Genomic DNA, 23,518 nt, shown 5'->3' on the forward strand with positions numbered 1-23,518 from the left:
GGTTCAGTCGGCCATGGCGTCCGCACGGACCAGGTGGCGGACTTGTACCACGTAGAGGACTCCTGCCCACCAGTACAGCGTTGTACCCCATCCGGCGAACGCCCATCCGAAAATAGCAGCGAGTGACGGCAGCCAGCCAGTTCCGTCACTGAGCAGAAGCAGCGGGAAGGCGTACATCAGGTTGAAGGTGGCGGCCTTCCCGAGGAAGTTCACCTGCGGTGGCGGATAGCCGTGGCGCCTGAGGATGCCCACCATCACCAGCAGGAGCAGCTCTCGCGCGAGAAGTGCAGCTGTCAACCAAAGCGGGAGGATCTCACGCCAGGTGAGACCGACCAAGGTCGAGAGAATGTAGAGCCGGTCGGCCGCGGGATCCAGCAGCCGGCCCAGGCTGCTGATCTGGTTCCAGCGCCGCGCCAACTTGCCGTCCAGATAGTCGCTGATGCCGCTCAGAGCGAGTACCAGCAGCGCCCACCCGTCACTCTTCGGGCCTCCGAACTCAGGCCTCAGGATCAGCCACAGGAAGATCGGCACGCCGACGAGACGCGCCATGCTGAGGATGTTGGGGATGGTGAGGACCCGGTCCGTCTGGACACGGGTCTCCTGGACCTCCACCCGGGGGCCTCCTGTGGGAAACGAGCCAACGATGCCCCCTGACCCTACCTCAACGCAAAAAAGCTCTGGCTCTTGGGCTTGAGTGCCCAAGAGCCAGAGCTCTAAAAGAAGTTCGGCGGCGTCCTACTCTCCCACAGGGTCCCCCCTGCAGTACCATCGGCGCTGTAAGGCTTAGCTTCCGGGTTCGGAATGTAACCGGGCGTTTCCCTCACGCTATAACCACCGAAACACTATGAAGTTAGACCGGAAAAAACACGGTCGTTGCCTCAGAACTAACACAGTGGACGCGAGCAACTGAGGACAAGCCCTCGGCCTATTAGTACCGGTCACCTCCACACGTTACCGTGCTTCCAGATCCGGCCTATCAACCCAGTCGTCTACTGGGAGCCTTACCCCATCAAGTGGGTGGGAGTCCTCATCTCGAAGCAGGCTTCCCGCTTAGATGCTTTCAGCGGTTATCCCTCCCGAACGTAGCCAACCAGCCATGCCCTTGGCAGAACAACTGGCACACCAGAGGTTCGTCCGTCCCGGTCCTCTCGTACTAGGGACAGCCCTTCTCAAGACTCCTACGCGCACAGCGGATAGGGACCGAACTGTCTCACGACGTTCTAAACCCAGCTCGCGTACCGCTTTAATGGGCGAACAGCCCAACCCTTGGGACCGACTCCAGCCCCAGGATGCGACGAGCCGACATCGAGGTGCCAAACCATCCCGTCGATATGGACTCTTGGGGAAGATCAGCCTGTTATCCCCGGGGTACCTTTTATCCGTTGAGCGACGGCGCTTCCACAAGCCACCGCCGGATCACTAGTCCCGACTTTCGTCCCTGCTCGACCCGTCGGTCTCACAGTCAAGCTCCCTTGTGCACTTACACTCAACACCTGATTGCCAACCAGGCTGAGGGAACCTTTGGGCGCCTCCGTTACTCTTTAGGAGGCAACCGCCCCAGTTAAACTACCCATCAGACACTGTCCCTGATCCGGATCACGGACCCAGGTTAGACATCCAGCACGACCAGACTGGTATTTCAACGACGACTCCCCCTGAACTGGCGTCCAGAGTTCACAGTCTCCCAGCTATCCTACACAAGCCGAACCGAACACCAATATCAAACTGTAGTAAAGGTCCCGGGGTCTTTCCGTCCTGCTGCGCGAAACGAGCATCTTTACTCGTAGTGCAATTTCACCGGGCCTATGGTTGAGACAGTCGAGAAGTCGTTACGCCATTCGTGCAGGTCGGAACTTACCCGACAAGGAATTTCGCTACCTTAGGATGGTTATAGTTACCACCGCCGTTTACTGGCGCTTAAGTTCTCAGCTTCGCCACACCGAAATGTGACTAACCGGTCCCCTTAACGTTCCAGCACCGGGCAGGCGTCAGTCCGTATACATCGCCTTACGGCTTCGCACGGACCTGTGTTTTTAGTAAACAGTCGCTTCTCGCTGGTCTCTGCGGCCACCCCCAGCTCGAGGAGCAAGTCCTCTCACCAAGCGTGGCCCCCCTTCTCCCGAAGTTACGGGGGCATTTTGCCGAGTTCCTTAACCATAGTTCACCCGAACGCCTCGGTATTCTCTACCTGACCACCTGAGTCGGTTTAGGGTACGGGCCGCCATGAAACTCGCTAGAGGCTTTTCTCGACAGCATAGGATCATCCACTTCACCACAATCGGCTCGGCATCAGGTCTCAGACACATGAGCGGCGGATTTGCCTACCACTCGTCCTACACCCTTACCCCGGGACAACCACCGCCCGGGATGGACTACCTTCCTGCGTCACCCCATCACTCACCTACTAACCGCTTGGTTCGGCGGCTCCACCACTCCCCTTTGCCCGAAGGCTCCGGGGCGGCTTCACGGCCTTAGCATCACGATGCTCGATGTTTGACGCTTCACAGCGGGTACCGGAATATCAACCGGTTATCCATCGACTACGCCTGTCGGCCTCGCCTTAGGTCCCGACTTACCCTGGGCAGATCAGCTTGACCCAGGAACCCTTAGTCAATCGGCGCACACGTTTCCCACGTGTGAATCGCTACTCATGCCTGCATTCTCACTCGTCAACCGTCCACAACTCGCTTACGCGGCTGCTTCACCCGGCAGACGACGCTCCCCTACCCATCACAGCGGGCGTTGGCCCTCATGCTGCAATGACACGACTTCGGCGGTACGCTTGAGCCCCGCTACATTGTCGGCGCGGAATCACTAGACCAGTGAGCTATTACGCACTCTTTCAAGGGTGGCTGCTTCTAAGCCAACCTCCTGGTTGTCTCTGCGACTCCACATCCTTTCCCACTTAGCGTACGCTTAGGGGCCTTAGTCGATGCTCTGGGCTGTTTCCCTCTCGACCATGGAGCTTATCCCCCACAGTCTCACTGCCGCGCTCTCACTTACCGGCATTCGGAGTTTGGCTAAGGTCAGTAACCCGGTAGGGCCCATCGCCTATCCAGTGCTCTACCTCCGGCAAGAAACACACGACGCTGCACCTAAATGCATTTCGGGGAGAACCAGCTATCACGGAGTTTGATTGGCCTTTCACCCCTAACCACAGGTCATCCCCCAGGTTTTCAACCCTGGTGGGTTCGGTCCTCCACGAAGTCTTACCTCCGCTTCAACCTGCCCATGGCTAGATCACTCCGCTTCGGGTCTTGAGCGTGCTACTAAAATCGCCCTGTTCGGACTCGCTTTCGCTACGGCTTCCCCACCCGGGTTAACCTCGCAACACACCGCAAACTCGCAGGCTCATTCTTCAAAAGGCACGCAGTCACGAGAATGAAGACAAGTCTTCATTCCGACGCTCCCACGGCTTGTAGGCACACGGTTTCAGGTACTATTTCACTCCGCTCCCGCGGTACTTTTCACCATTCCCTCACGGTACTATCCGCTATCGGTCACCAGGGAATATTTAGGCTTAGCGGGTGGTCCCGCCAGATTCACACGGGATTTCTCGGGCCCCGTGCTACTTGGGTGTCTCTCAAACGAGCCGCTGACGTTTCGACTACGGGGGTCTTACCCTCTACGCCGGACCTTTCGCATGTCCTTCGCCTACATCAACGGTTTCTGACTCGTCCTGTTGCCGGCAGACAACAGAAGAGAGATCCCACAACCCCGCATGCGCAACCCCTGCCGGGTCTCACACGCATACGGTTTGGCCTCATCCGGTTTCGCTCGCCACTACTCCCGGAATCACGGTTGTTTTCTCTTCCTGCGGGTACTGAGATGTTTCACTTCCCCGCGTTCCCTCCACTTGCCCTATGTGTTCAGGCAAGGGTGACAGCCCATGACGACTGCCGGGTTTCCCCATTCGGACACCCCCGGATCAAAGCCTGGTTGACGACTCCCCGGGGCCTATCGTGGCCTCCCACGTCCTTCATCGGTTCCTGGTGCCAAGGCATCCACCGTGCGCCCTTAAAAACTTGGCCACAGATGCTCGCGTCCACTGTGCAGTTCTCAAACAACGACCAGCCACCCATCACCCCGAGCTTCCACTCGAGTTCACTGGGGCCGGCGACTGAGGAAAACCATTCCCTCAGACACCCAACAGCGTGCCCGACACCCTCGCCGCTCTCCTCAACGTTCCACGCTCTTACGAGCAGTACTAGAAGGAGAAGACGGTCAAGTGTGCCGAGTAGTCAACGTTCCACCCATGAGCAACCAGCATCAGGCGTTCGCTGATGTTCTGGCCTCTGACCGAGCGAGCCCGGTAAGAAGTGCTCCTTAGAAAGGAGGTGATCCAGCCGCACCTTCCGGTACGGCTACCTTGTTACGACTTCGTCCCAATCGCCAGTCCCACCTTCGACAGCTCCCTCCCACAAGGGGTTGGGCCACCGGCTTCGGGTGTTACCGACTTTCGTGACGTGACGGGCGGTGTGTACAAGGCCCGGGAACGTATTCACCGCAGCAATGCTGATCTGCGATTACTAGCGACTCCGACTTCATGGGGTCGAGTTGCAGACCCCAATCCGAACTGAGACCGGCTTTTTGAGATTCGCTCCACCTCACGGTATCGCAGCTCATTGTACCGGCCATTGTAGCACGTGTGCAGCCCAAGACATAAGGGGCATGATGACTTGACGTCGTCCCCACCTTCCTCCGAGTTGACCCCGGCGGTCTCCTGTGAGTCCCCATCACCCCGAAGGGCATGCTGGCAACACAGAACAAGGGTTGCGCTCGTTGCGGGACTTAACCCAACATCTCACGACACGAGCTGACGACAGCCATGCACCACCTGTACACCGACCACAAGGGGGGCACTATCTCTAATGCTTTCCGGTGTATGTCAAGCCTTGGTAAGGTTCTTCGCGTTGCGTCGAATTAAGCCACATGCTCCGCCGCTTGTGCGGGCCCCCGTCAATTCCTTTGAGTTTTAGCCTTGCGGCCGTACTCCCCAGGCGGGGAACTTAATGCGTTAGCTGCGGCACCGACGACGTGGAATGTCGCCAACACCTAGTTCCCACCGTTTACGGCGTGGACTACCAGGGTATCTAATCCTGTTCGCTCCCCACGCTTTCGCTCCTCAGCGTCAGTAATGGCCCAGAGATCCGCCTTCGCCACCGGTGTTCCTCCTGATATCTGCGCATTTCACCGCTACACCAGGAATTCCGATCTCCCCTACCACACTCTAGCTAGCCCGTATCGACTGCAGACCCGAGGTTAAGCCTCGGGCTTTCACAATCGACGTGACAAGCCGCCTACGAGCTCTTTACGCCCAATAATTCCGGACAACGCTTGCGCCCTACGTATTACCGCGGCTGCTGGCACGTAGTTAGCCGGCGCTTCTTCTGCAGGTACCGTCACTTTCGCTTCTTCCCTGCTGAAAGAGGTTTACAACCCGAAGGCCGTCATCCCTCACGCGGCGTCGCTGCATCAGGCTTTCGCCCATTGTGCAATATTCCCCACTGCTGCCTCCCGTAGGAGTCTGGGCCGTGTCTCAGTCCCAGTGTGGCCGGTCGCCCTCTCAGGCCGGCTACCCGTCGTCGCCTTGGTGAGCCGTTACCTCACCAACAAGCTGATAGGCCGCGGGCTCATCCTTCACCGCCGGAGCTTTTAACCCTCACAGATGCCTGCGAGAGTGTTATCCGGTATTAGACCCCGTTTCCAGGGCTTGTCCCAGAGTGAAGGGCAGATTGCCCACGTGTTACTCACCCGTTCGCCACTAATCCCCACCGAAGTGGTTCATCGTTCGACTTGCATGTGTTAAGCACGCCGCCAGCGTTCGTCCTGAGCCAGGATCAAACTCTCCGTGAATGTTTTCCCGTAATCGGGATGAACACCACGAGAGCGGAACAGTCAGGCGGAATGAGCCCGACCGTTCACAGCGTCCTCGCTGTGTTTTCTTCAAAGGAACCTCGCCACCAGGAAATCCCGGTGTCGGGGTATCAACATATCTGGCGTTGACTTTTGGCACGCTGTTGAGTTCTCAAGGAACGGTCGCTTCCTTCGTACTCACCCTCTCGGGCTTTCCTCCGGGCGCTTCCCTTCGGTGTTCCACACTCTATCAGTGTTTTTCCGTCTCCCTGACCACCCTCCTGCGGACATGCAGAAGGCGATCCCGGGATAGGATCTGAGGAGTTATGGGTCCTGCCGATCAAGGGCGCTTGGTCGCGCCGCTCGGTCTCAAGCAGGAGTACGACTGTACATGGGGCCCGGAAGCCGGTGCAAATCCATTGGGCTGGTGGTCTAGACCTCTTGCGGGTATCTTCCATGCGGAACCGTCACTTCATCTGACATACGCTGCTGCACAGTGCGTCGTCAGGGACAGACAGTGACGACCCGTATATGAATCTCCACCCCTGGGAGGCTCCCATGACCACCGTGACGTCCCCGCTGGCAGGACGCGCTATCGGACTGGCCGCTGTGCCGGATCCCGTCTTCTCCGGGGCCATGGTCGGCCCGGGCACGGCCATCGACCCCGTCCGTGAGCCCTCCGAGGCGGTCGCTCCCGTGGACGGAGTCATCGTCTCCCTGCACCCGCACGCGTTCGTCGTCGTCGACGAGCACGGGCACGGAGTACTCACCCACCTCGGCATCGACACCGTGCAGCTCAATGGCGAGGGCTTCGAGCTGCTCGTGAACAAGGGCGACACCGTCACCCGCGGTCAGGGCATCGTGCGCTGGAACCCAGCCGCCGTCGAGGCCTCCGGGAAGTCCGCGGTGTGCCCGGTCGTGGCCCTGGAGGCCACGGCCGAGGCGCTCTCCGATCTTCGTGACAGCGGCGACGTCAAGGCCGGCGACAGTCTTTTCGGCTGGAAGTGACGCCAGCACCGTCCCATGACGGCAAGTACGACAACCACCGCGGCGGCGGGACCCGCCGCACTATCGGAGACGGGTGAGATGGAGACAACGCTGCGAGGCGTCGGCGTGAGCCACGGGGTGGCGATCGGCGAGGTTCGGCACATGGGAACGGCGGTCCTGGAGCCGCCTGCCAAGCAGATACCGGCCGAGGACGCGGAGCGCGAACAGGGGCGCGCCCGCAAGGCGGTGGAAGCCGTGGCGGCCGATCTGATGGCGCGGGGCAATCTGGCGGGCGGCGAAGCCCAGGCGGTGCTCGAGGCACAGGCCATGATGGCCCAGGACCCCGAGCTGATGGCGGATGTGGAACGGCGTATCGCGGTCGGGAGCACGGCGGAGCGTGCCGTGTACGACGCGTTCGCCGCGTACCGGGCGCTGCTGGCCGGTGCCGGGGAGTACCTCGCCGGCCGGGTGGCCGACCTGGATGACGTGCGGAATCGTATCGTCGCCCGGTTGCTGGGGGTGCCGATGCCCGGTGTCCCCGACAGCGACGAGCCGTACGTCCTCATCGCGCGTGATCTGGCGCCGGCCGACACGGCTCTGCTGGACCCGACGCTGGTTCTCGGCTTCGTCACCGAGGAGGGCGGGCCGACGAGCCACAGCGCGATTCTGGCGCGGGCCCTCGGTGTCCCGGCCGTGGTGGCGCTGCCGGGTGCCTGCGAGCTCGCCGAGGGCACGGTGATCGCCGTGGACGGCAGCACCGGCGAGATCTTCGTGAATCCGAGTGCGGAGAAGAAGGCGCAGCTTCAGGCCGCGGCCGCCGAGCGCAAGGCGGCGCTGGCCGCCGCGACCGGGCCGGGCGCGACCTCCGACGGGCACAAGGTGCCGCTGCTGGCCAACGTCGGTGGCCCGGCGGACGTGCCGGCCGCCGTGGAGGCCGGGGCCGAGGGTGTGGGTCTGTTCCGCACCGAGTTCCTCTTCCTGGACGACAGCAAGAACGCGCCGTCGGAGGAGAAGCAGGTCGAGGCGTACCGTCAGGTGCTCGAGGCGTTCCCGGAGGGGCGCGTCGTCGTGCGTGTGCTGGACGCGGGTGCGGACAAACCGCTGGACTTCCTCACCCCGGCCGACGAGCCCAACCCGGCGCTGGGTGTGCGTGGTCTGCGGACGCTGCTGGACCACCCGGAGGTGCTGCGCACCCAGCTGACGGCGCTGGCGAAGGCCGCCGAGGGGCTTCCGGTGTATCTCGAGGTCATGGCGCCGATGGTGGCGGACCGTGCCGACGCGAAGGCGTTCGCCGACGCGTGCCGCGAGGCGGGGCTGCGGGCGAAGTTCGGTGCGATGGTCGAGATTCCGTCGGCCGCGCTGCGGGCGCGTTCGATCCTGCAGGAGGTCGAGTTCCTGTCGCTGGGCACCAATGACCTCGCGCAGTACACGTTCGCCGCCGACCGTCAGGTGGGTGCGGTGTCCCGCCTGCAGGATCCGTGGCAGCCCGCACTGCTCGACCTGGTCGCGTTGTCCGCCGAGGCGGCGAAGGCCGAGGGCAAGAGCTGCGGTGTCTGTGGTGAGGCCGCGTCCGACCCGCTGCTTGCCTGTGTGCTGACCGGTCTCGGTGTCACCTCGCTTTCCATGGGTGCGGCGTCGATTCCTTACGTGCGGGCGACGCTGGCCAAGTACACGCTGGCTCAGTGCGAGCGGGCGGCTGCCGCGGCTCGTGCCACGGAGAGCGCCGAGGAGGCGCGCAGCGCGGCTCAGGCGGTGCTGTCCGGCGAGTAGGCGGCCGGCTTTCCGGTTCCGAAAGGGGCGCTCCACCTGCGGGTGGGGCGCCCCTTTCGGTGTTCAGTGGTGATGACCGCCTGTCTCCGGCTCGTCTCCGAGGTCGGGCGGTGCGCAGTAGTCGACGTCGGACTCCGGTGAGATCAGGTCGCCGGATTCGATGTCGGTGCAGTAGGCGTCGAAGACCTCGCCGGCGGTGAGGGGTGACAGGCCTTCGCCTCGCAGGCGCCAGCCGTAGATGCGGTCGGTGGTTCCGGGGGCGCTGGTGCGCATGACGAGTCCGCCGGGGCTGCGGGTGGCGATGCCCAGTGCCAGGACGGTGGTGAATTCGAGGGCTTCCGCTTCGTCGAGTTGCAGGGCGCCGTTGTCGTCCGCGTCCGCGTGGAGAACTGCGAGGAGTGTTTCCGGGGTGGCCGAGACGCTGCAGACGAGGTGTCGGTTGCCCGGTCCCGCGGTGTCGAGGATGCGGACGAGGAGGTCGGAGGCGCGGGTGAAGGCGGCGCGGCCGATGTCCTCGCCGCAGGAGGCGCAGGCGCCCACCCGGGCCAGCAGGGTGGAGGCGTACTCCCAGGTGGCCTGTCGGACGGCTTCGTCGACGAGGACCGGTACGAGGTCGGACAGGGGCTGGCCCTGGTAGGGGACGGTGGGGCCGGTGGTCGCCAGTTCCGCGGTGAAGCGGGTGCGGCTCGACGGGACGTCGGGGTCGAGGCCTGTTTTCGCGCAGTATTCCGCGTACTCCTGAGGGTCGAAGAGGGCGACCGTGGTGTGGCTGCCCTGGGAGGCGCGGGTCTTCAGAAGGGCTTCGACCTGTTGCAGGTAGGTCTGATGGCTGTCGAAGGCGAAGGTGCGATAGCGCCGCATGGCCCGGAAGTCGTGTTCGTCGGTGAGCAGGCCGATGGTTCCGGCGATCTCGCGGCGCAGGACGCGTCGCATGGTCTGGTGGTCGGTGTGCGCCATGTTTCCCCCTGAGCACGGTCGATCAATGCTCACTCACAGTAACCGGCGGCACTGACAACGCGGTCGGGGCGAGGCGGCTGCGGACCAGACGGTGCTGGATTGCGCAGGTCAGTGCGATGCCCGCGCCGAAGACGCTCCATCCGACGGGACCGCCGGCGATGGCCGCGGTGACGGCGAGTGGGCCGAGGCTGCGTTGGGCGGACTGTGCCAGGCCGTGGACGCCGAGGTAGGTGCCCTGCCCGGTCTCGGGGGCGAGGGCGACGGACAGTTCCCAGGAGACGGTGGCGTGGAGGATCTCGGCCAGTGTGAAGGCGGTGGCGGCCGCGGTGAGGAGCAGGGTGGCTGTCACGGTTCCGCCGGTGGCCGAGAGGGCCATGGCGACGCCGGCGAGGGCGAAGGCGGCGGCGAGCGGGAGGAGGAGGGCTCGGGCGGCCGCGGTCGTGGCTCCGAACCGGGCGAGGGGGACTTGGAGGGCCACCACCAGCACGTTGTTGAGCACCAGCAGCAAGGGGGCGAGGCCGTGCGGTGCGTGGGTCGCGTGGGCGATCCACAGGGGCAGGCCGACCTTGAAGACGGAGTCGTCGAGGAAGAGGACGGTCTCGGAGGCGACGTAGGCGAGGTAGGTGCGGTCGCGCCAGGGGTTGGGTGCCCTGGTGCTGGGGGCCAGGTCTTTCGAGGTGGTGACAGTGCGGGAGGCGGAGGGGGGTTCGGCGCAGCGGAGGGTGAGGAGGGCGGAGGCGAGGAAGGACAGGGCGTCGCCGGCGAGGAGCCACTGGTAGGCGGCGGTGCTGCCGAGGGCCAGGGCGGTCGCGGCGGCGAGGCCGCCGAGTGCCCAGCCGGCGTTGGCCACGGTGCGTTGGACGGCCTGGTAGCGGACGCGGTCCGCTCCGGCTACCCGCGTGGCGTAGAGCCTGGTGAGGACGCTGGCCGCCCGGTCTCCGAGGCTGCCCACGGCGGCGAAGGCGACCAGAAGGGGGTAGTCGTTCGTGGTCAGCAGCGCCAAGGAGCTCAGTGCGCGCAGGAGTTGGACGGTGGTCAGGACGCGGGTGAGCGGGAATCTGTCGGCGATGCGGCCGCCCAGCGGCGCTCCGGCGATTCCGATGGCTCCGGCGGTGGCGGCGAGCGTGCCGACCTGGGTGAGGGACAGCCCTGAGACGTAGGTGAAGTACAGGACGGAGACGGAGGCCCACAGGCCGCTGCCGACGCGGTCCACGAGGGCGATGGCGAGCATTCTTCGCCCGTCTCGCCCTCCGGGTATCCGGTTCGACCATGCGGCTGCGCGGCGCATCGGATGCACTGCTCCCCCTTGCCTTCGATTATGTACTGATACATAATTTCCAACGTGGCAACACAATATGGGATCACTGGTACGACGGCCAAGGGAATTGCGGCGTCCGTCGAACGGGCCGTGGCCGACGGCGCGTTGGGGCCGGAGGCGGCGCTGCCTCCCGTGCGGCGGCTCGCGGACGACCTCGGGGTCAGTCCCGGCACGGTCGCGACGGCCTACAAGGAGCTGCGGCAGCGCGGGATCGTCGTCACGCGTGGAAGGGGCGGGACCGTGGTGGCCCCGGCCCCTTCCGTGGCGTCCCGACGGCCTCCGAGAGTTCCGGAGGGGCTGCGGGACCTGTCCGGCGGCCATCCCGATCCCGCACAGCTCCCCGCCCTCGTACCGCCCTCACGGTTGTCCCCCGGGGTGCGGGCCCACCGCTCGGCGCCCAGGCTGACGCGGCTGGAGAAGGCCGTTCGCGAGTGGGTCGGCCCGGACGGCGTGCCCGTGGACCATGTGACGTTCGCCCATGGGGCACTCGATCTGATCGGGCGGCTGCTCTCCGTGGAGCTGCGGCCCGGCGACGCCGTGGCGATGGAGGACCCCGGGTATCACCATCTCCTGGACCTGGTCACGGCCCTGGGGCTGCGAAGTGTCCCGGTGGCCGTGGACGACGAGGGGGTGCGTCCCGATGCGCTGCACGAGGCGCTGCGGGCCGGTGCGCGTGCCGTGGTGTGCAGCCCTCGGGCGCAGAATCCGTACGGCGGCCGCTTCTCCGCGGCACGCCGGGACGCCCTGGTGGACGTGCTGCGGGACCGGCCGGACGTACTGGTCGTCGAGAACGACCATGCGTCCGCCGTGGCGAACGCCCCGCTGCACACGCTCGCCGGAGGGGGCTTGCGGCGCTGGGTGCACGTGCGGACGGTCAGCAAGTTCCTCGGGACCGATCTGCGGTGGGCCGCGGCCGCGTGCGACGCGACCACGCTGGCCCGGCACGACGGCCGGCTGCTGCTCACGTCGGGCTGGGTCAGCCATCTCCTCCAGGAGATCGTCCACGGGTTGCTGACGGACGACGGCACGCGGGCGTTGGTGGCACGCGCGCGGGAGACGTACGCGCTGCGCCGCGGGGCCCTTGTCGACGAGCTCGGGGAGCGCGGGATCGGGGCGCGCGGGTCGAGCGGGATGAACGTGTGGGTGCCCGTGCGGGACGAGTCCGCCGTCGTCAACGGGCTGCGGTCGTACGGCTGGTGGGTGGCCGCGGGGGCGAGGTTCCGGCTGTCGTCGGCGCCGGGCGTGCGGATCTCCGTCGCCGAGCTCGAACCGGCCGACGCGGCACGGCTGGCCTCGGACTTCGCCGCCGTGCTCGGCGAGTCCGAGGCCACGTACGGGGGGTGAGGCGCCGTCTCAGGAGCGCTTGCGGGCGAGGTCCTCGTAGAAGTGCAGCAGTTCGAGGTCGTCGATGGAGCCCGGGTTGACCGCCTTCTCCAGCGGGGCACCCTGCAGGAGGCGTTTGACCGGGACCTCGATGCGCTTGCCGGTGAGTGTGTGCGGGACTCCGGGAACCTCGATGATCTCGTCCGGCACGTGGCGTGGTGAGAGCTGTTCCCGGATGGTCCGCTTGATGCGGTTCAGGAGCGCCTCGTCCAGGGTGGCTCCGGGGGCGAGGTGCACGAACAGGGGCATCCAGTAGCCGCCGTCGGGCTGTTCGATGCCGATGACGAGGGATTCCTTGATCTCCGGCAGCCGCTCGACGGCTTCGTAGATGTCCGCCGAGCCCATGCGCACGCCCTGGCGGTTGAGGGTGGAGTCGGAGCGGCCGTGGATCACGACCGAGCCTCGCGAGGTGATGGTGATCCAGTCGCCGTGCCGCCACACACCGGGGTAGGTGTCGAAGTAGCTGTCGTGGTAGCGGCTGCCGTCGGGGTCGTTCCAGAAGCGGATCGGCATCGACGGCATGGGGTTGGTGACGACGAGTTCACCGACCTCGTCGGTCAGGGGTTCGCCGTTCGCGTCCCAGGACTGCAGGTCGGTGCCCAGGCCGGCCGCCTGGAGTTCACCGATGTACACGGGCAGGGTCGGTACGGCTCCCGCGAAGCAGGAGCACACGTCCGTGCCGCCGCTGACGGAGGCGATCCACAGGTCGTCGCGGACCTCGTCGTGCAGCCAGCGGAACCCGTCCGGCGGGAGCGGTGATCCGGTGGTGGCGACGCAGCGCACCTTGGAGAGGTCGAAGTCGCGCCCGGGGTGGACGCCGGCCTTGGCGCAGGCCATGACGTAGGCGGCCGACGTGCCGTAGAGGGTTGCTCCGGTGCGTTCCGCGACGCGCCACTGGGCGCCGGTGTCCGGGTAGCCGGGGCTGCCGTCGTACAGGACGACCGTGGTGCCGGTGAGCAGGCCGGAGACGAGGAAGTTCCACATCATCCAGCCGGTGGACGTGTACCAGAAGAAACGATCCATGGGGCCGAGGTCGCAGTGCAGTCCGAGCTGCTTGAGGTGCTCGACGAGGATGCCGCCCTGGGACTGCACGATGGCCTTGGGCAGCCCGGTCGTACCCGAGGAGTACAGGACCCACAGCGGGTGGTCGAAGGGCACCTGCTCGAACACCGGTTCAGTGTCCGCGCCGGTCAGCGCCGACCATTCGAGGGCGCCTTCGGGTGCCTCCGTGCCCAGCAGGGGGATGTGGACGACGGCACGCAGCGTGGGCAGCTCGCGGCGGAGCTCGGCGACGATCTCGCGGCGGTCGTGCTCCTTGCCGCCGTAACGGTAGCCGTCGACGGTGAACAGGACGACCGGTTCGACCTGCTGGAAGCGGTCGAGGACGCTGCGGGCCCCGAAGTCGGGCGCGCAGGAGGTCCACACGCCGCCCACGGCGGCCGTGGCGAGGAGAGCGACGACGGCCTGCGGGATGTTCGGGAGGTAGCCGCTGACGCGGTCCCCGGGGCGTACGCCGAGGTCGCGCAGCTCGGCGGCCAGGGAGCCGACCTGGCGACGCAGTTCCGACCAGCTAAGGGGGCGCGCCTCGTGGGTCTCGTCGACGTACAGGAGGGCCGGTTCGTCCGCGCGGGTAGCGGCGGCGCGCAGGGCGTGCTCGGAGTAGTTGAGGGTCGCCCCGGGGAACCACTGGGCACCCGGCATCGAGCGGTCGCCGAGTACGCGCGCGTAGGGCGTCGAGAAGCGCACGTCGAACCATTCCGTGACGGCTTTCCAGAAGGTGTCCAGCTCGTCGACGGACCACCGGTGCAGGGCCGGGTAGCCGCCCTCGGCCGGAGCCCCGTGCTCGCGGGCCGCCCAGGCCTGGAACTTCGTGACCTGTGCCTGGGCGATGCGTTCCGGATCTGGCTGCCAGAGCGGCTGGGGGTTCACGGTCGACATGGGGCGGCTCCCGGACTCTGCGCTTCGTGTGCGTGTGTCGCGCACGGGCTGGGGTGTGCGCGTGACGCGATGACACGGACGATGCCATGTGATCGACTTCTACACCAGGGTGCGCCCCACATAGTCCGTGTCGTGAAGATGTGGTCCCAGCACGGGTGAACGGAAGTTGAACGACACCCCTGTTCGGCGCGGTCAATGGCAGGGTGAGCAGCATGGACGGTCGTGACCTGGTGCGTTCGGTGAGGGTGGTCGGTTCGGTGGGGGCGGCCCAGAGGTTGCGTACCGTGAAGGCGGCGTGGCGCAGGAGGCGTGCCGACGCGGGCGCCCTGCCGCCGCGGGGTCCGGAGCGCGCGCGGGTGCCCGGGCCCGTGCGGGAGGTGGAGCCCGGTCCGGGCGGTGGTGTGATCCGCTTCAACCGCTCGGAGCTGCGGATTCTGGTCGCCGTGAACGGCGCGGTCTTCTGGGGCTGGGACGGGGCCGCTCCGGAGCCGTCGTACGCGCTGTTCGGGCGCTGCCCGGAGGCGGACCCACGGGCGGTCCTGGAGCCGGACAAGGACGGCGGCTGGCGGGTCGTGGCCGAGCGCGTGACGGTGGCCGTCTCACGGCACGGCGCGGTCGAGGTGCGGACGCCCGGAGGCGTCACGCTGCGCCGTGATCTGCCGCCCCGGTGGTGGGAGCCGGTCGGCGGCGGGGTGGCGCGGTGGATGCAGCGCTCGGAGGTGCCCGCCGACGCCCGCTTCTTCGGGCTCGGAGGGCGGGCGTCGGGCCCGCGGCTGCGTGCCGGGACCTACCGCCTGTGGAACACGGACCCCGGCCGGGCCTTCGGCCCCGCCGACGATCCGCTGTGCATCACGATGCCGGTGCAGCTGGTGGTGTCCGACGCGGCCACTCATCTGGTGTTCCACGACACTACGTGGGACGGCACGGTGACGCTGCGGGAGGGCGAGGAAGGGGCCGGTTCCGGTCACGACAGGGCGGGCACGAGCGAGCTTCGGGTGACGGGCGGTCCGCTGCGCTGCTGGGTGATGGTGGGCACCCCCGCGCGCGTGCTGCTCGCCTGGGCGTCGCTGACAGGCGCGCCCGCGCTGCCGCCCACCTGGGCGCTGGGCCACCACCACGCGCGCCGGGGCTTCGGCAGCGAGCAGGAGGTGCGCCGGATCGTCTCGGGCTACCAGGAGCGGGGACTGCCGCTGGACGCGGTCCATCTCGACATCGACCACCTCGACGAGCACCAGGTGTTCACCGTCGACCAGGAACGCTTCCCCAAGCTGCCGTTGCTGGCCGAGGAGCTGCGCCGCGACGGCATCCGGCTGGTGTCGATCGTCGACCCGGCGGTGAAGGCCGCGGAGGGCAACGCGGTGTACGACGGCGGGACGGCCGTGGACGCGTTCGTGCGAGACGCTTCGGGACAGCTGGTGCGGGGCGTGGCGTGGCCCGGGGAGGTGGTCTTCCCCGACTTCACGCACGCGCGTGTGCGTGAGTGGTGGGGCGGGCTCTACGAGGAGCGGCTCGCCCAGGGCTTCTCGGGTTTCTGGCACGACATGAACGAACCCACCTCGTTCGCCGCGTTCGGGGAGTCGACGCTGCCGCGCTCGGCCAGGCACTGCCTGGAGGGCCGCGGCGGGGACCACCGCGAGGCGCACAACGTCTACGCCCTGTGCATGGCCAGAGCGGGTTACGAGGGGCTTCTCGAAATGGCCCCCAAGGAGCGGCCGTTCGTCTTCTCGCGCTCCGGCTGGGCCGGGATGCAGCGCTACGGCGGCACCTGGTCCGGCGATGTGGCGACGGGCTGGCCCGGTCTGCGGGCGTCCCTGTCGCTGGTCATGGGGCTCGGACTGTGCGGAGTGCCCTATTCGGGGCCGGACGTGGGCGGCTTCGACGGCGGTCCGTCGCCCGAGCTGTATCTGCGCTGGCTCCAACTCGCCTCGTATCTGCCCCTGTTCCGTACCCACGCGAGCCTGCGCGCGGGCCGCCGGGAGCCCTGGGAGTTCGGGCCCGAGGTACTGGAGCACGCGCGCGTGGCGCTCCTCGAACGCCGGCGGCTGCTGCCGTACTTCGTGACCCTGGCGCATCTGGCCCGGCGCACGGGAGCGCCCTATGTGCGGCCTTTGTGGTGGAACGCGCCCGAGGACCGCGCGCTGCGTGACTGCGAGGACGCGTTCCTGCTGGGCGATGGCCTGCTGGTGGCGCCGGTGCTCGACCCGGGGGCCGACCGGCGCGTGGTGCAACTGCCGCGGGGGCGTTGGTACAACACCGCCACGGAGCGGATGTACGAGGGGCCGGCGCAGGTGCTGGTGGACGCTCCCCTGTCGCGGATACCGGTGTTCGCGCGCGCGGGTGCCGTCATCCCCGTGCGCGGGGACGACGGCGGACTGGAGTTGGAGGTGTGGGCGCCGCCTCGCGGCCGCAGCGGGGGCGGGCTGGTGGTCGCCGACGGCGGCGACGGCTGGCACGAGCCGGAACTCGAGCGCTATGTCGCCCGTTGGAAGAGCAGGGGAAAGCGGCTGGTGGTGGAGGCAGCGGGTGAGGGCGGCTCGTCCGAACCGCCCTACCCGGTGCGTGTGCGGGGTCTTGGGGAGCGCTGAGCTCATATGTAGCGGCCCTCGAACCAGGCGCGGACGGCCAGGGTGTGCAGCGGGAAGGCGAGCTCCTGCGGCCTGCGCAGGAGGTGCCAGCCCTCCGTCTCGTCCGTGGCGGCGGACTGGGGCAGACCGTCGGCCGGGCGTTCCGGAAGGGCTCCGAACAGCAGCAGATGCCCGTCGGGCGAGCTCATGGCGTCGACGAGGCGTACGTCGCGGCTCGCCGCGTCGATGCCGGTCTCTTCCTTCAGCTCACGGACGACGGCGTGCCGCCAGTCCTCGCGGTCGTCGATGAAGCCGCCGGGCAACGCGATGCCCCCGCTGGCGGGGGCGACGGTTCGGGTGATGACGACCAGGGCCGTGCCCTTGGTGTCGTACACGGGCTGGAGTGCGACGGCCACCGGCAGTGGGTTGCGGTAGGCCACGGCGTGGCAGGCCGGGCAGGTGCGCGGCCAGCCGGAGACGCCCTCTCCATAGGGCGCTCCACAGCTCGAACAATGCGAGCCGGGCGCGGAGTTGGGGATGGATTGAGTTTCGGACACGCGGCGGACTGTATCCGATCAGTGGAGGGGCGTCTTCCGGAGGCTGCTCAGTGGCCGTCGGCGAGGGACTTCCAGGAGACCGGGAAGTCGAAGTAGGTGTCCGGGTAGGGCTCGGGCTTGTACGTGTAGTGCCACCACTCCTCTGCGAGGTTCACGAATCCCAGCCCCTCCAGGGTGCTCCTGAGCAGCAGGCGGTTGGCGCGCTGTTCGCCCTGGATACGCGGGTCGAGGGTGTGGGCGAGGGTGTCGAAGCAGTCGAAGCCGGTGCCCATGTCGACGGAGTTGTCCGGAAAGCGTTCGGCCTTCGGCGCGTAGCACGGTACGAGCGGCTGTCCGGGGCGGTAGGGCCGGGTCGGCCTCGCCGGGAGCCTGACGATGGTGAGGTCCATCGTCGAGCCACGGCTGTGGCCGGATTTCTCCGCGATGTAGCCGTCCTCGAAGAGCCGGGTCTTGTCGACGTTCGGATAGAACTCGCCCTTCATCGCCTGGTCGTCGAGCTCCTCGGCCCAGCGGACGAAGTGGTTCACGGCGCGCTGCGGCCGGTAGCAGTCGTAGACCTTGAGGGTGTATCCCCTGCGCAGCAGTTTCAGCTGGGCCTTGTGGAGGGCTTGGGCGGCCGGCCGGGTGAGGATGCACATCGGTTGGGCGTAGCCGTCGATGCGTTCGCCGACGAAGTTGTGCGGGGTGAAGTAACGCATCTCCTGGAGGATTGTCGGGTCGACGGTTCTCAGGGCCACGAAGTCCTTCGGTGCCCTGGGTCCGGTCTCCGCCGTGGCGGTGGCCGAGGTGGCGGTCACGGCCAGCACGGCGGCCAAGGCTGCAACGAGACCGCGTACTGCACGGGTGAGTCGTGTCATGTCTCCTGCACTGCCCAATTCCGCCCGCCCGTGACACACTTCTGACGTACCGTCAGATTCCGTGCCAGGGAGGGGACATGTCTCGCACTCGTACGCCCGTGGTCGACGGATGGTTCGCTGGGACGCGAGACGATTTCCGGCTCCTCGGCACCCGTTGCGCGGCCTGCGGCTCGGTGTTCTTCCCCCGGGAAGAGACGCATTGCCGCAATCCCCGATGTCCCGGCGGCGATCTTGACGAGGTACCGCTGTCGCGACGGGGGCGCATCTGGTCGTTCACGGACAGCCGGTACCGCCCTCCGTCACCCTATGTGAGCAATCCGGAACTTCCGTGGGAGCCGTACGCGTTGATCGCTGTGGAGCTGGAGGCCGAGCGGATCGTGGTGCTGGGGCAGGCGGTTCCCGGGGTCACTGTCGCCGATCTGGCGGTGGGCATGGAGGTGGAGGTCGTCCCCGGCGTGCTGCACGAGGACGCGGAGACGACCTGGACGACGTGGCACTGGCGGCCTACGGGGGTGCCGGCATGACGGGCGAGGTGGCGGTGCTCGGCGTGGGCATGCACCCGTGGGGCAAGTGGGGGCGCGGCTTCGTCGAGTACGGCGTGGCGGCCGCGCGCGCGGCACTCGCCGACGCCGGTCTGGAGTGGCGTGACGTCGGCTCGATCGTCGGCGCGGACACGGTGCGTGGCGGCTATCCGGGCTATGTCTCCGGCGCGACCTTCGCGAAGGCGCTGGGCTGGCAGGGCGCCCGAGTGACGAGCGTGTACGCGGCGTGCGCGTCCGGCGCCCAGGCCGTCGACACGGCGCGGGCACAGATCATGTCCGGCCTCGCGGACGTCGTCCTGGTGGTGGGTGCGGACGCGGCGCCCAAGGGGTTCTTCCGGCCCGCAGGGGGCGAGCGTCCTGACGATCCGGACTGGCTGCGGTTCAGGGTCCTGGGGGCCACGAACCCGACGTACTTCGGCCTTTACGCGCGCCGCCGCATGGCCGTACACGGAGACACTCCGCAGGACTTCGCGCAGGTCAAGGTGAAGAACGCGGCCGTGGGCGCGCTGAACCCGAACGCGCGCTACCGCACCCGGGTGAGCGCCGAGGAGGTCGCCGCCTCCCCCGTGGTCGCCGACCCGTTGCGGCTGCTCGACATCTGCGCGACCTCGGACGGCGGGGCGGCCCTGGTGCTGGCCGGCATGGACTTCGCACGCCGGCACGGGGCGGCGCGGCCGGTACGGATCCGGGCCGTGTCGACGGTGACACCACGCTTCCCGAACACCGTGCTCGACCTCCCGGACATCGCGACGGACTCCTGGGCGGCGGTGGCGCCCCCCGACGGGACGTTCCGGACGTCGATCGCCCGGGCGGCGTACGAGGAGGCAGGCATCGGACCCGAGGACCTCTCCCTCGCCGAGGTCTACGACCTGTCCACGGCTCTGGAGTTGCAGTGGTACGAGGACCTGGGGCTGTGTGGGCAGGGCGAGGGCGCCAAGCTCCTCCGAGACGGGGCGACGAGCCTCGGCGGGCGAATACCGGTCAACGCCAGCGGCGGACTGGCCTCCTTCGGCGAGGCGGTGCCGGCCCAGGCGATCGCCCAGGTGTGCGAGCTGACCTGGCAGTTGAGGGAGCAAGCGGGTGACCGGCAGATCGCGGGGGCACGCGTGGGGATCACGGCCAACCAGGGACTGTTCGGGCACGGGTCCTCGGTGATCGCCGTGCGGTGAGCGAAGAGCGAGCACTCTGCGGGTCTGGTGAGCCGACCGAGGAGCAAGCCCTTTCCCGCACTCAGCGTGATCAGCCGGGAATCCTGCGTGAACGTCTCATGAACTGGGCCTATGGGCACGCCCGCGGAGCCATCATGCTCCCGTGCGCTCCTGGACGGACACTCTCCGCTTCGCCTTCCAACCGGTGGTCAACCTGGCCACCGGAGGGGTCGCGGGGCTGCAGATACTCGCCCGCCCCGAGGCCGGAGACGTCCTGGCCGAGGCCCGCCGCGACCCCGAACTCGACGGCCGGCTCGCCGTGCTGGCGGTCCGGGCGGCCGCGCGCCGGGAGACGCTGCTGCCGCTGCACGTCAACGTCTTCGCGGGCACCCTCGCCGACCTCGGCGGGCTGACCCCGCTGCACGACGCCGTGCGCGCGGCGGGACGCCTGCCGTGGGAGGTGACCGTCGACATCGGGCCGCCGTACACGCACGTGCCGCAGCGGGCCCTGCTGGAGGCGGTCGGCTTGCTGCGGGCGCAGGGGTTCCGGATCGGTGCGGACGGCGTCGGCGACGGGGACGTACCCCTGCGGCTGCTCACCGATCTCGCCCCCGACCTGGTGAAACTCGATGCCTCGCTGCTGACCCGGCCGGCCGCGACGCGGGCGATGCGGACGCTGTGCGAGCAGTTGGGAGCGCTGCTGTCCGTCGAGGGCGTGGAGACGGAGCTGCAGTGCGCGGCCGCGATGTCGGCCGGTGCCCAGCTGGCCCAGGGAGCGTTGTTCGCGCCCCCGGCCCGGCTGCCCGCGGCGGATGTGTACGTTCCGCCGCGCTCCCCCGGCGACATGGCGCCGGCGCCCCGGCCGGGGCCGTCGGTGCGGGAGTTCGTGCGGCCCGCCGCGCTGCTGCCCGCGACCGCGTCCGCGGGGCAGGTGCGGGCATTGCTGACCGGATCGCCCGAGGTCTCCGGAGTCCTCCTCGTGGACCCGCAGGGGGTTCCGGTCCGGTCGGTGCACCGTTCGCGCTTCCTGCTGTCGATGTCGGGGCGCTACGGCCACGCGCTGTACGCGGACCGGCCCGCCGTCCGGCTCGGCGACCCGCCCCGCACGGTGGGCGCCGACGCCACCGCGTGGGAGGTCCTGGACGTGCTGGCGGTCGGCGGGCGGGAGCGCACCTCGGACGACGTGGCCGTGGTCGACGCGTACGGGCGGTGCGTGGGCGTCGTACGCCTGGCCGACCTGGTGCGGGCGCTGGCGGAGAGCCGGGTCGAGGAGGCGGCCGGGCTGAATCCGCTGACGCGGCTGCCCGGCTCGGACGCGATCACGGGCGAGGTGGACCGGTTCATCGCGGAGGGGCGGACGTTCGCGCTGAGTTGGCTGGACGTGGACCACTTCAAGCATGTCAACGACGGGGCCGGGTTCGCGGCGGGTGACGAGCTGATCCGGTCCGTGGGGCGGACGCTGCAGGGCGCGGCCTCCGGAACCACCCGGGTGGGGCACATCGGCGGGGACGACTTCCTGGTGCTCGCCGATCCGGAGCGGCTGGGTCCGCTGGTCGGCGCCGTACTGGACGCGCCATGGTCGGCCGGCGGGCGGCCCGTCACGCTGTCGCTGGCGACCGTCCTGTGCCCGCCCGGCAGCGTGCGCGACCACCGGGAGGCCGCCGCCTGTCTGGCGCCGCTGAAGAAGGCCGCGAAGTCGCTGCAGGGGGCCAGCTGGGTGCTCGGCCGGGCCGGGCTGGAGGGGCTTGAGGTCCTCCGTGGCGCCCAGCCGGCGCCCGCTCCGGCGGGCTGAGCGGCACGCGGGCGTGTCACCGTTGCCGTCCCTGAACTTGACGCTCTCTGGGTGCCGGTGAACACTTCCGGTGTAGGTCGACATCGCCGTACAAACACGCTGTAACCAGGCATACACCGCAAAAACCGCCTGAAGGGCAGGCCACTCCCCCGCGGGTGATTCGGCTGCGACGGCACCGTTCGCCGCCATGCGCAAAGACATCTTCGTCGGTGAGGTCATCGGCACGGCGATCCTGATCCTCTCCGGCGCCGTACTGCAAGGAACGACGAAGGGGACGTCATGACGGACAAGTTCGTCGCCGCTATCGACCAGGGCACCACATCCAGCCGCTGCATCGTCTTCAACCAGGACGGCGCGATCGTCGCCGTCGACCAGCGGGAGCATCGCCAGATCTTCCCCAAGCCCGGCTGGGTGGAGCACGACGCCACCGAGATCTGGTCCAAGGTGCAGGCGGTGGTCGCCGGGGCGCTCGCGAAGGCGGGGCTGCGCGCCGACCAGCTCAGCGCCATGGGAATCACCAACCAGCGCGAGACCACGCTCCTGTGGGACCGCGCGACCGGGAAACCGGTGCACAACGCCATCGTCTGGCAGGACACGCGCACCGCGGCCCTGACCCGGCAGCTCGGCGGCTCGGACGGGCAGGACCGCTTCCGTGAGCAGACCGGGCTGCCCCTGGCCACCTACTTCTCCGGACCGAAGGCGGCCTGGCTGCTGGAGAACGTGCCCGGCCTCAGGACGCGCGCCGAGAACGGCGAGATCGCCTTCGGCACCATGGACTCCTGGCTCATCTGGAACCTCACCGGCGGCACCGACGGCGGGCAGCACGTCACCGACGTGACGAACGCCGGCCGCACGATGCTGATGAACCTGGAGAGCCTCCAGTGGGACCCGTCGATCCTCTCCGCGATGAACATCCCGGAGGCGATCCTGCCCGAGATCAAGTCCTCGGCGGAGGTGTACGGCACAGCGGTGGGCCAGCTCGCGGGCGTGCCGGTGGCATCGGCGCTCGGTGACCAGCAGGCCGCCGTGTTCGGGCAGGCCTGCTACGACGTGGGCACGGCGAAGAACACCTACGGGACGGGCTCCTTCCTGCTGCTCAACACGGGCAACCGGCCGGTGGCGTCGAAGAGCGGCCTGCTGACGACGATGGGCTACAAGATCGGCGGTGAGGCGCCGGTCTACTGTCTGGAGGGCTCCATCGCGATCACGGGCGCGCTCGTGCAGTGGTTCCGCGACCAGCTGGGCATCATCCGCACCGCCGACGAGATCGAGCCGCTCGCTGCGAGCGTCGAGGACAACGGCGGCGCCTACATCGTGCCCGCCTTCTCCGGCCTGTTCGCGCCCTACTGGCGCTCCGACGCGCGCGGTGTGATCACCGGTCTGACCCGGTACGTCACCAAGGCGCACCTGGCCCGTGCCGTGCTGGAGGCGACGAGCTGGCAGACGCGCGAGGTCGTGGACGCCATGTACCAGGACTCCGGAGTGCACATCACCACCCTCAAGGTGGACGGCGGCATGACCAAGAACAACCTGCTCATGCAGCACCAGGCGGACGTCCTCGACGTCCCGGTGGTCCGCCCCAAGGTCTCCGAGACGACCTGCCTGGGCGCCGCCTACGCCGCCGGTCTCGCCACCGGCGTCTGGAACGACCTCGACGAACTCAAGGCCCACTGGAAGAAGGACGCCGAGTGGACGCCCTCCATGGAGGCGTCGGTGCGGGACCGCGAGTACCACAACTGGCACAAGGCCGTGGAGAAGAGCTTCGGCTGGGACGAGGACGAAGAGGGCTAGGCACGCGCGTGTGCCGATGACGGCGGCCCGTACCCGGTCGGCGGGGGTACGGGCCGCT

Annotated in this window: 14 protein-coding genes and 3 rRNA genes; 8 read left to right on the top strand and 9 right to left on the bottom strand. The window is 67.8% G+C overall.

Features of this window, described 5'->3' with window-relative positions:
- Positions 1 to 3: 3 nt before the first annotated feature.
- The 4 genes from FBY22_RS27140 to FBY22_RS27155 all read right to left on the bottom strand — a co-directional run bounded on the left by FBY22_RS27140 (position 4) and on the right by FBY22_RS27155 (position 5,856).
- Entirely contained in the window at positions 4 to 612 is a 609-nt protein-coding gene (locus FBY22_RS27140) for a CDP-alcohol phosphatidyltransferase family protein (protein ID WP_142150253.1), read from the bottom strand.
- Positions 613 to 722: 110 nt separating this feature from the next.
- Positions 723 to 839: ribosomal RNA gene (gene rrf / locus FBY22_RS27145) — 5S ribosomal RNA — on the bottom strand.
- 69 nt (positions 840 to 908) lie between these two features.
- Positions 909 to 4,031: ribosomal RNA gene (locus FBY22_RS27150) — 23S ribosomal RNA — on the bottom strand.
- A 299-nt stretch (positions 4,032 to 4,330) separates the two neighbouring features.
- Positions 4,331 to 5,856 (bottom strand): 16S ribosomal RNA (locus tag FBY22_RS27155).
- The 16S, 23S and 5S rRNA genes sit together here, the layout of an rRNA operon.
- 558 nt (positions 5,857 to 6,414) lie before the next feature.
- On the opposite strand from FBY22_RS27155, the gene FBY22_RS27165 reads away from it, so the two are divergent.
- Positions 6,415 to 6,864, top strand: a complete 450-nt coding sequence (locus FBY22_RS27165) for a PTS glucose transporter subunit IIA (protein WP_142150257.1) — start codon at positions 6,415 to 6,417, stop codon at positions 6,862 to 6,864.
- Between the two features lie 78 nt (positions 6,865 to 6,942).
- Positions 6,943 to 8,613, top strand: a complete 1,671-nt coding sequence (ptsP, locus tag FBY22_RS27170; RefSeq protein ID WP_142152533.1) for a phosphoenolpyruvate--protein phosphotransferase — start codon at positions 6,943 to 6,945, stop codon at positions 8,611 to 8,613.
- A gap of 63 nt (positions 8,614 to 8,676) precedes the next feature.
- On the opposite strand, the gene FBY22_RS27175 is transcribed toward ptsP, so the two are convergent.
- Both FBY22_RS27175 and FBY22_RS27180 read right to left on the bottom strand, forming a co-directional pair.
- On the bottom strand, positions 8,677 to 9,570 hold the full coding sequence (locus FBY22_RS27175; protein ID WP_142150259.1) for a hypothetical protein: 894 nt from the start codon (positions 9,568 to 9,570) through the stop codon (positions 8,677 to 8,679).
- Between the two features lie 22 nt (positions 9,571 to 9,592).
- The gene (locus tag FBY22_RS27180; RefSeq protein ID WP_142150261.1) at positions 9,593 to 10,801 is read right to left on the bottom strand and encodes an MFS transporter; all 1,209 of its coding nucleotides are present in this window, start codon (positions 10,799 to 10,801) and stop codon (positions 9,593 to 9,595) included.
- A 111-nt stretch (positions 10,802 to 10,912) separates the two neighbouring features.
- Here FBY22_RS27180 and FBY22_RS27185 point away from each other — a divergent pair, with 111 nt between their 5' ends.
- Entirely contained in the window at positions 10,913 to 12,232 is a 1,320-nt protein-coding gene (locus FBY22_RS27185; RefSeq protein WP_142150263.1) for an aminotransferase class I/II-fold pyridoxal phosphate-dependent enzyme, read from the top strand.
- Positions 12,233 to 12,241: 9 nt separating this feature from the next.
- Here FBY22_RS27185 and FBY22_RS27190 read toward each other — a convergent pair whose 3' ends face one another.
- On the bottom strand, positions 12,242 to 14,209 hold the full coding sequence (locus FBY22_RS27190) for an acetoacetate--CoA ligase (RefSeq protein WP_142150265.1): 1,968 nt from the start codon (positions 14,207 to 14,209) through the stop codon (positions 12,242 to 12,244).
- A 212-nt stretch (positions 14,210 to 14,421) separates the two neighbouring features.
- On the opposite strand from FBY22_RS27190, the gene FBY22_RS27195 reads away from it, so the two are divergent.
- Entirely contained in the window at positions 14,422 to 16,794 is a 2,373-nt protein-coding gene (locus FBY22_RS27195) for a TIM-barrel domain-containing protein (protein WP_142150267.1), read from the top strand.
- Positions 16,795 to 16,796: 2 nt separating this feature from the next.
- Here the strand turns inward: FBY22_RS27195 and FBY22_RS27200 are convergent, their stop codons facing one another.
- Entirely contained in the window at positions 16,797 to 17,330 is a 534-nt protein-coding gene (locus FBY22_RS27200; RefSeq protein WP_142150269.1) for an NUDIX domain-containing protein, read from the bottom strand.
- Between the two features lie 47 nt (positions 17,331 to 17,377).
- Positions 17,378 to 18,187: a M15 family metallopeptidase gene (locus tag FBY22_RS27205; RefSeq protein WP_142150271.1), complete on the bottom strand. Its 810-nt coding sequence runs from the start codon at positions 18,185 to 18,187 to the stop codon at positions 17,378 to 17,380.
- Positions 18,188 to 18,285: 98 nt separating this feature from the next.
- Between FBY22_RS27205 and FBY22_RS27210 the strand changes: the two genes are divergently transcribed.
- The 4 genes from FBY22_RS27210 to glpK all read left to right on the top strand — a co-directional run bounded on the left by FBY22_RS27210 (position 18,286) and on the right by glpK (position 23,460).
- Positions 18,286 to 18,711 carry a Zn-ribbon domain-containing OB-fold protein gene (locus FBY22_RS27210; protein ID WP_142150273.1) on the top strand — a complete coding sequence of 142 codons (426 nt, stop codon included), beginning with the start codon at positions 18,286 to 18,288 and terminating at the stop codon, positions 18,709 to 18,711.
- Entirely contained in the window at positions 18,708 to 19,898 is a 1,191-nt protein-coding gene (locus FBY22_RS27215; protein ID WP_142150275.1) for a lipid-transfer protein, read from the top strand. The genes FBY22_RS27210 and FBY22_RS27215 overlap by 4 nt, the downstream gene beginning before the upstream one ends.
- A 142-nt stretch (positions 19,899 to 20,040) precedes the next feature.
- Entirely contained in the window at positions 20,041 to 21,669 is a 1,629-nt protein-coding gene (locus FBY22_RS27220) for a GGDEF domain-containing protein (protein WP_142150276.1), read from the top strand.
- 279 nt (positions 21,670 to 21,948) lie between these two features.
- Positions 21,949 to 23,460, top strand: a complete 1,512-nt coding sequence (gene glpK, locus FBY22_RS27225; protein WP_142150278.1) for a glycerol kinase GlpK — start codon at positions 21,949 to 21,951, stop codon at positions 23,458 to 23,460.
- Positions 23,461 to 23,518: the final 58 nt, after the last annotated feature.

The sequence above is a fragment of the Streptomyces sp. SLBN-31 genome (assembly GCF_006715395.1).
GTDB lineage: Bacteria > Actinomycetota > Actinomycetes > Streptomycetales > Streptomycetaceae > Streptomyces.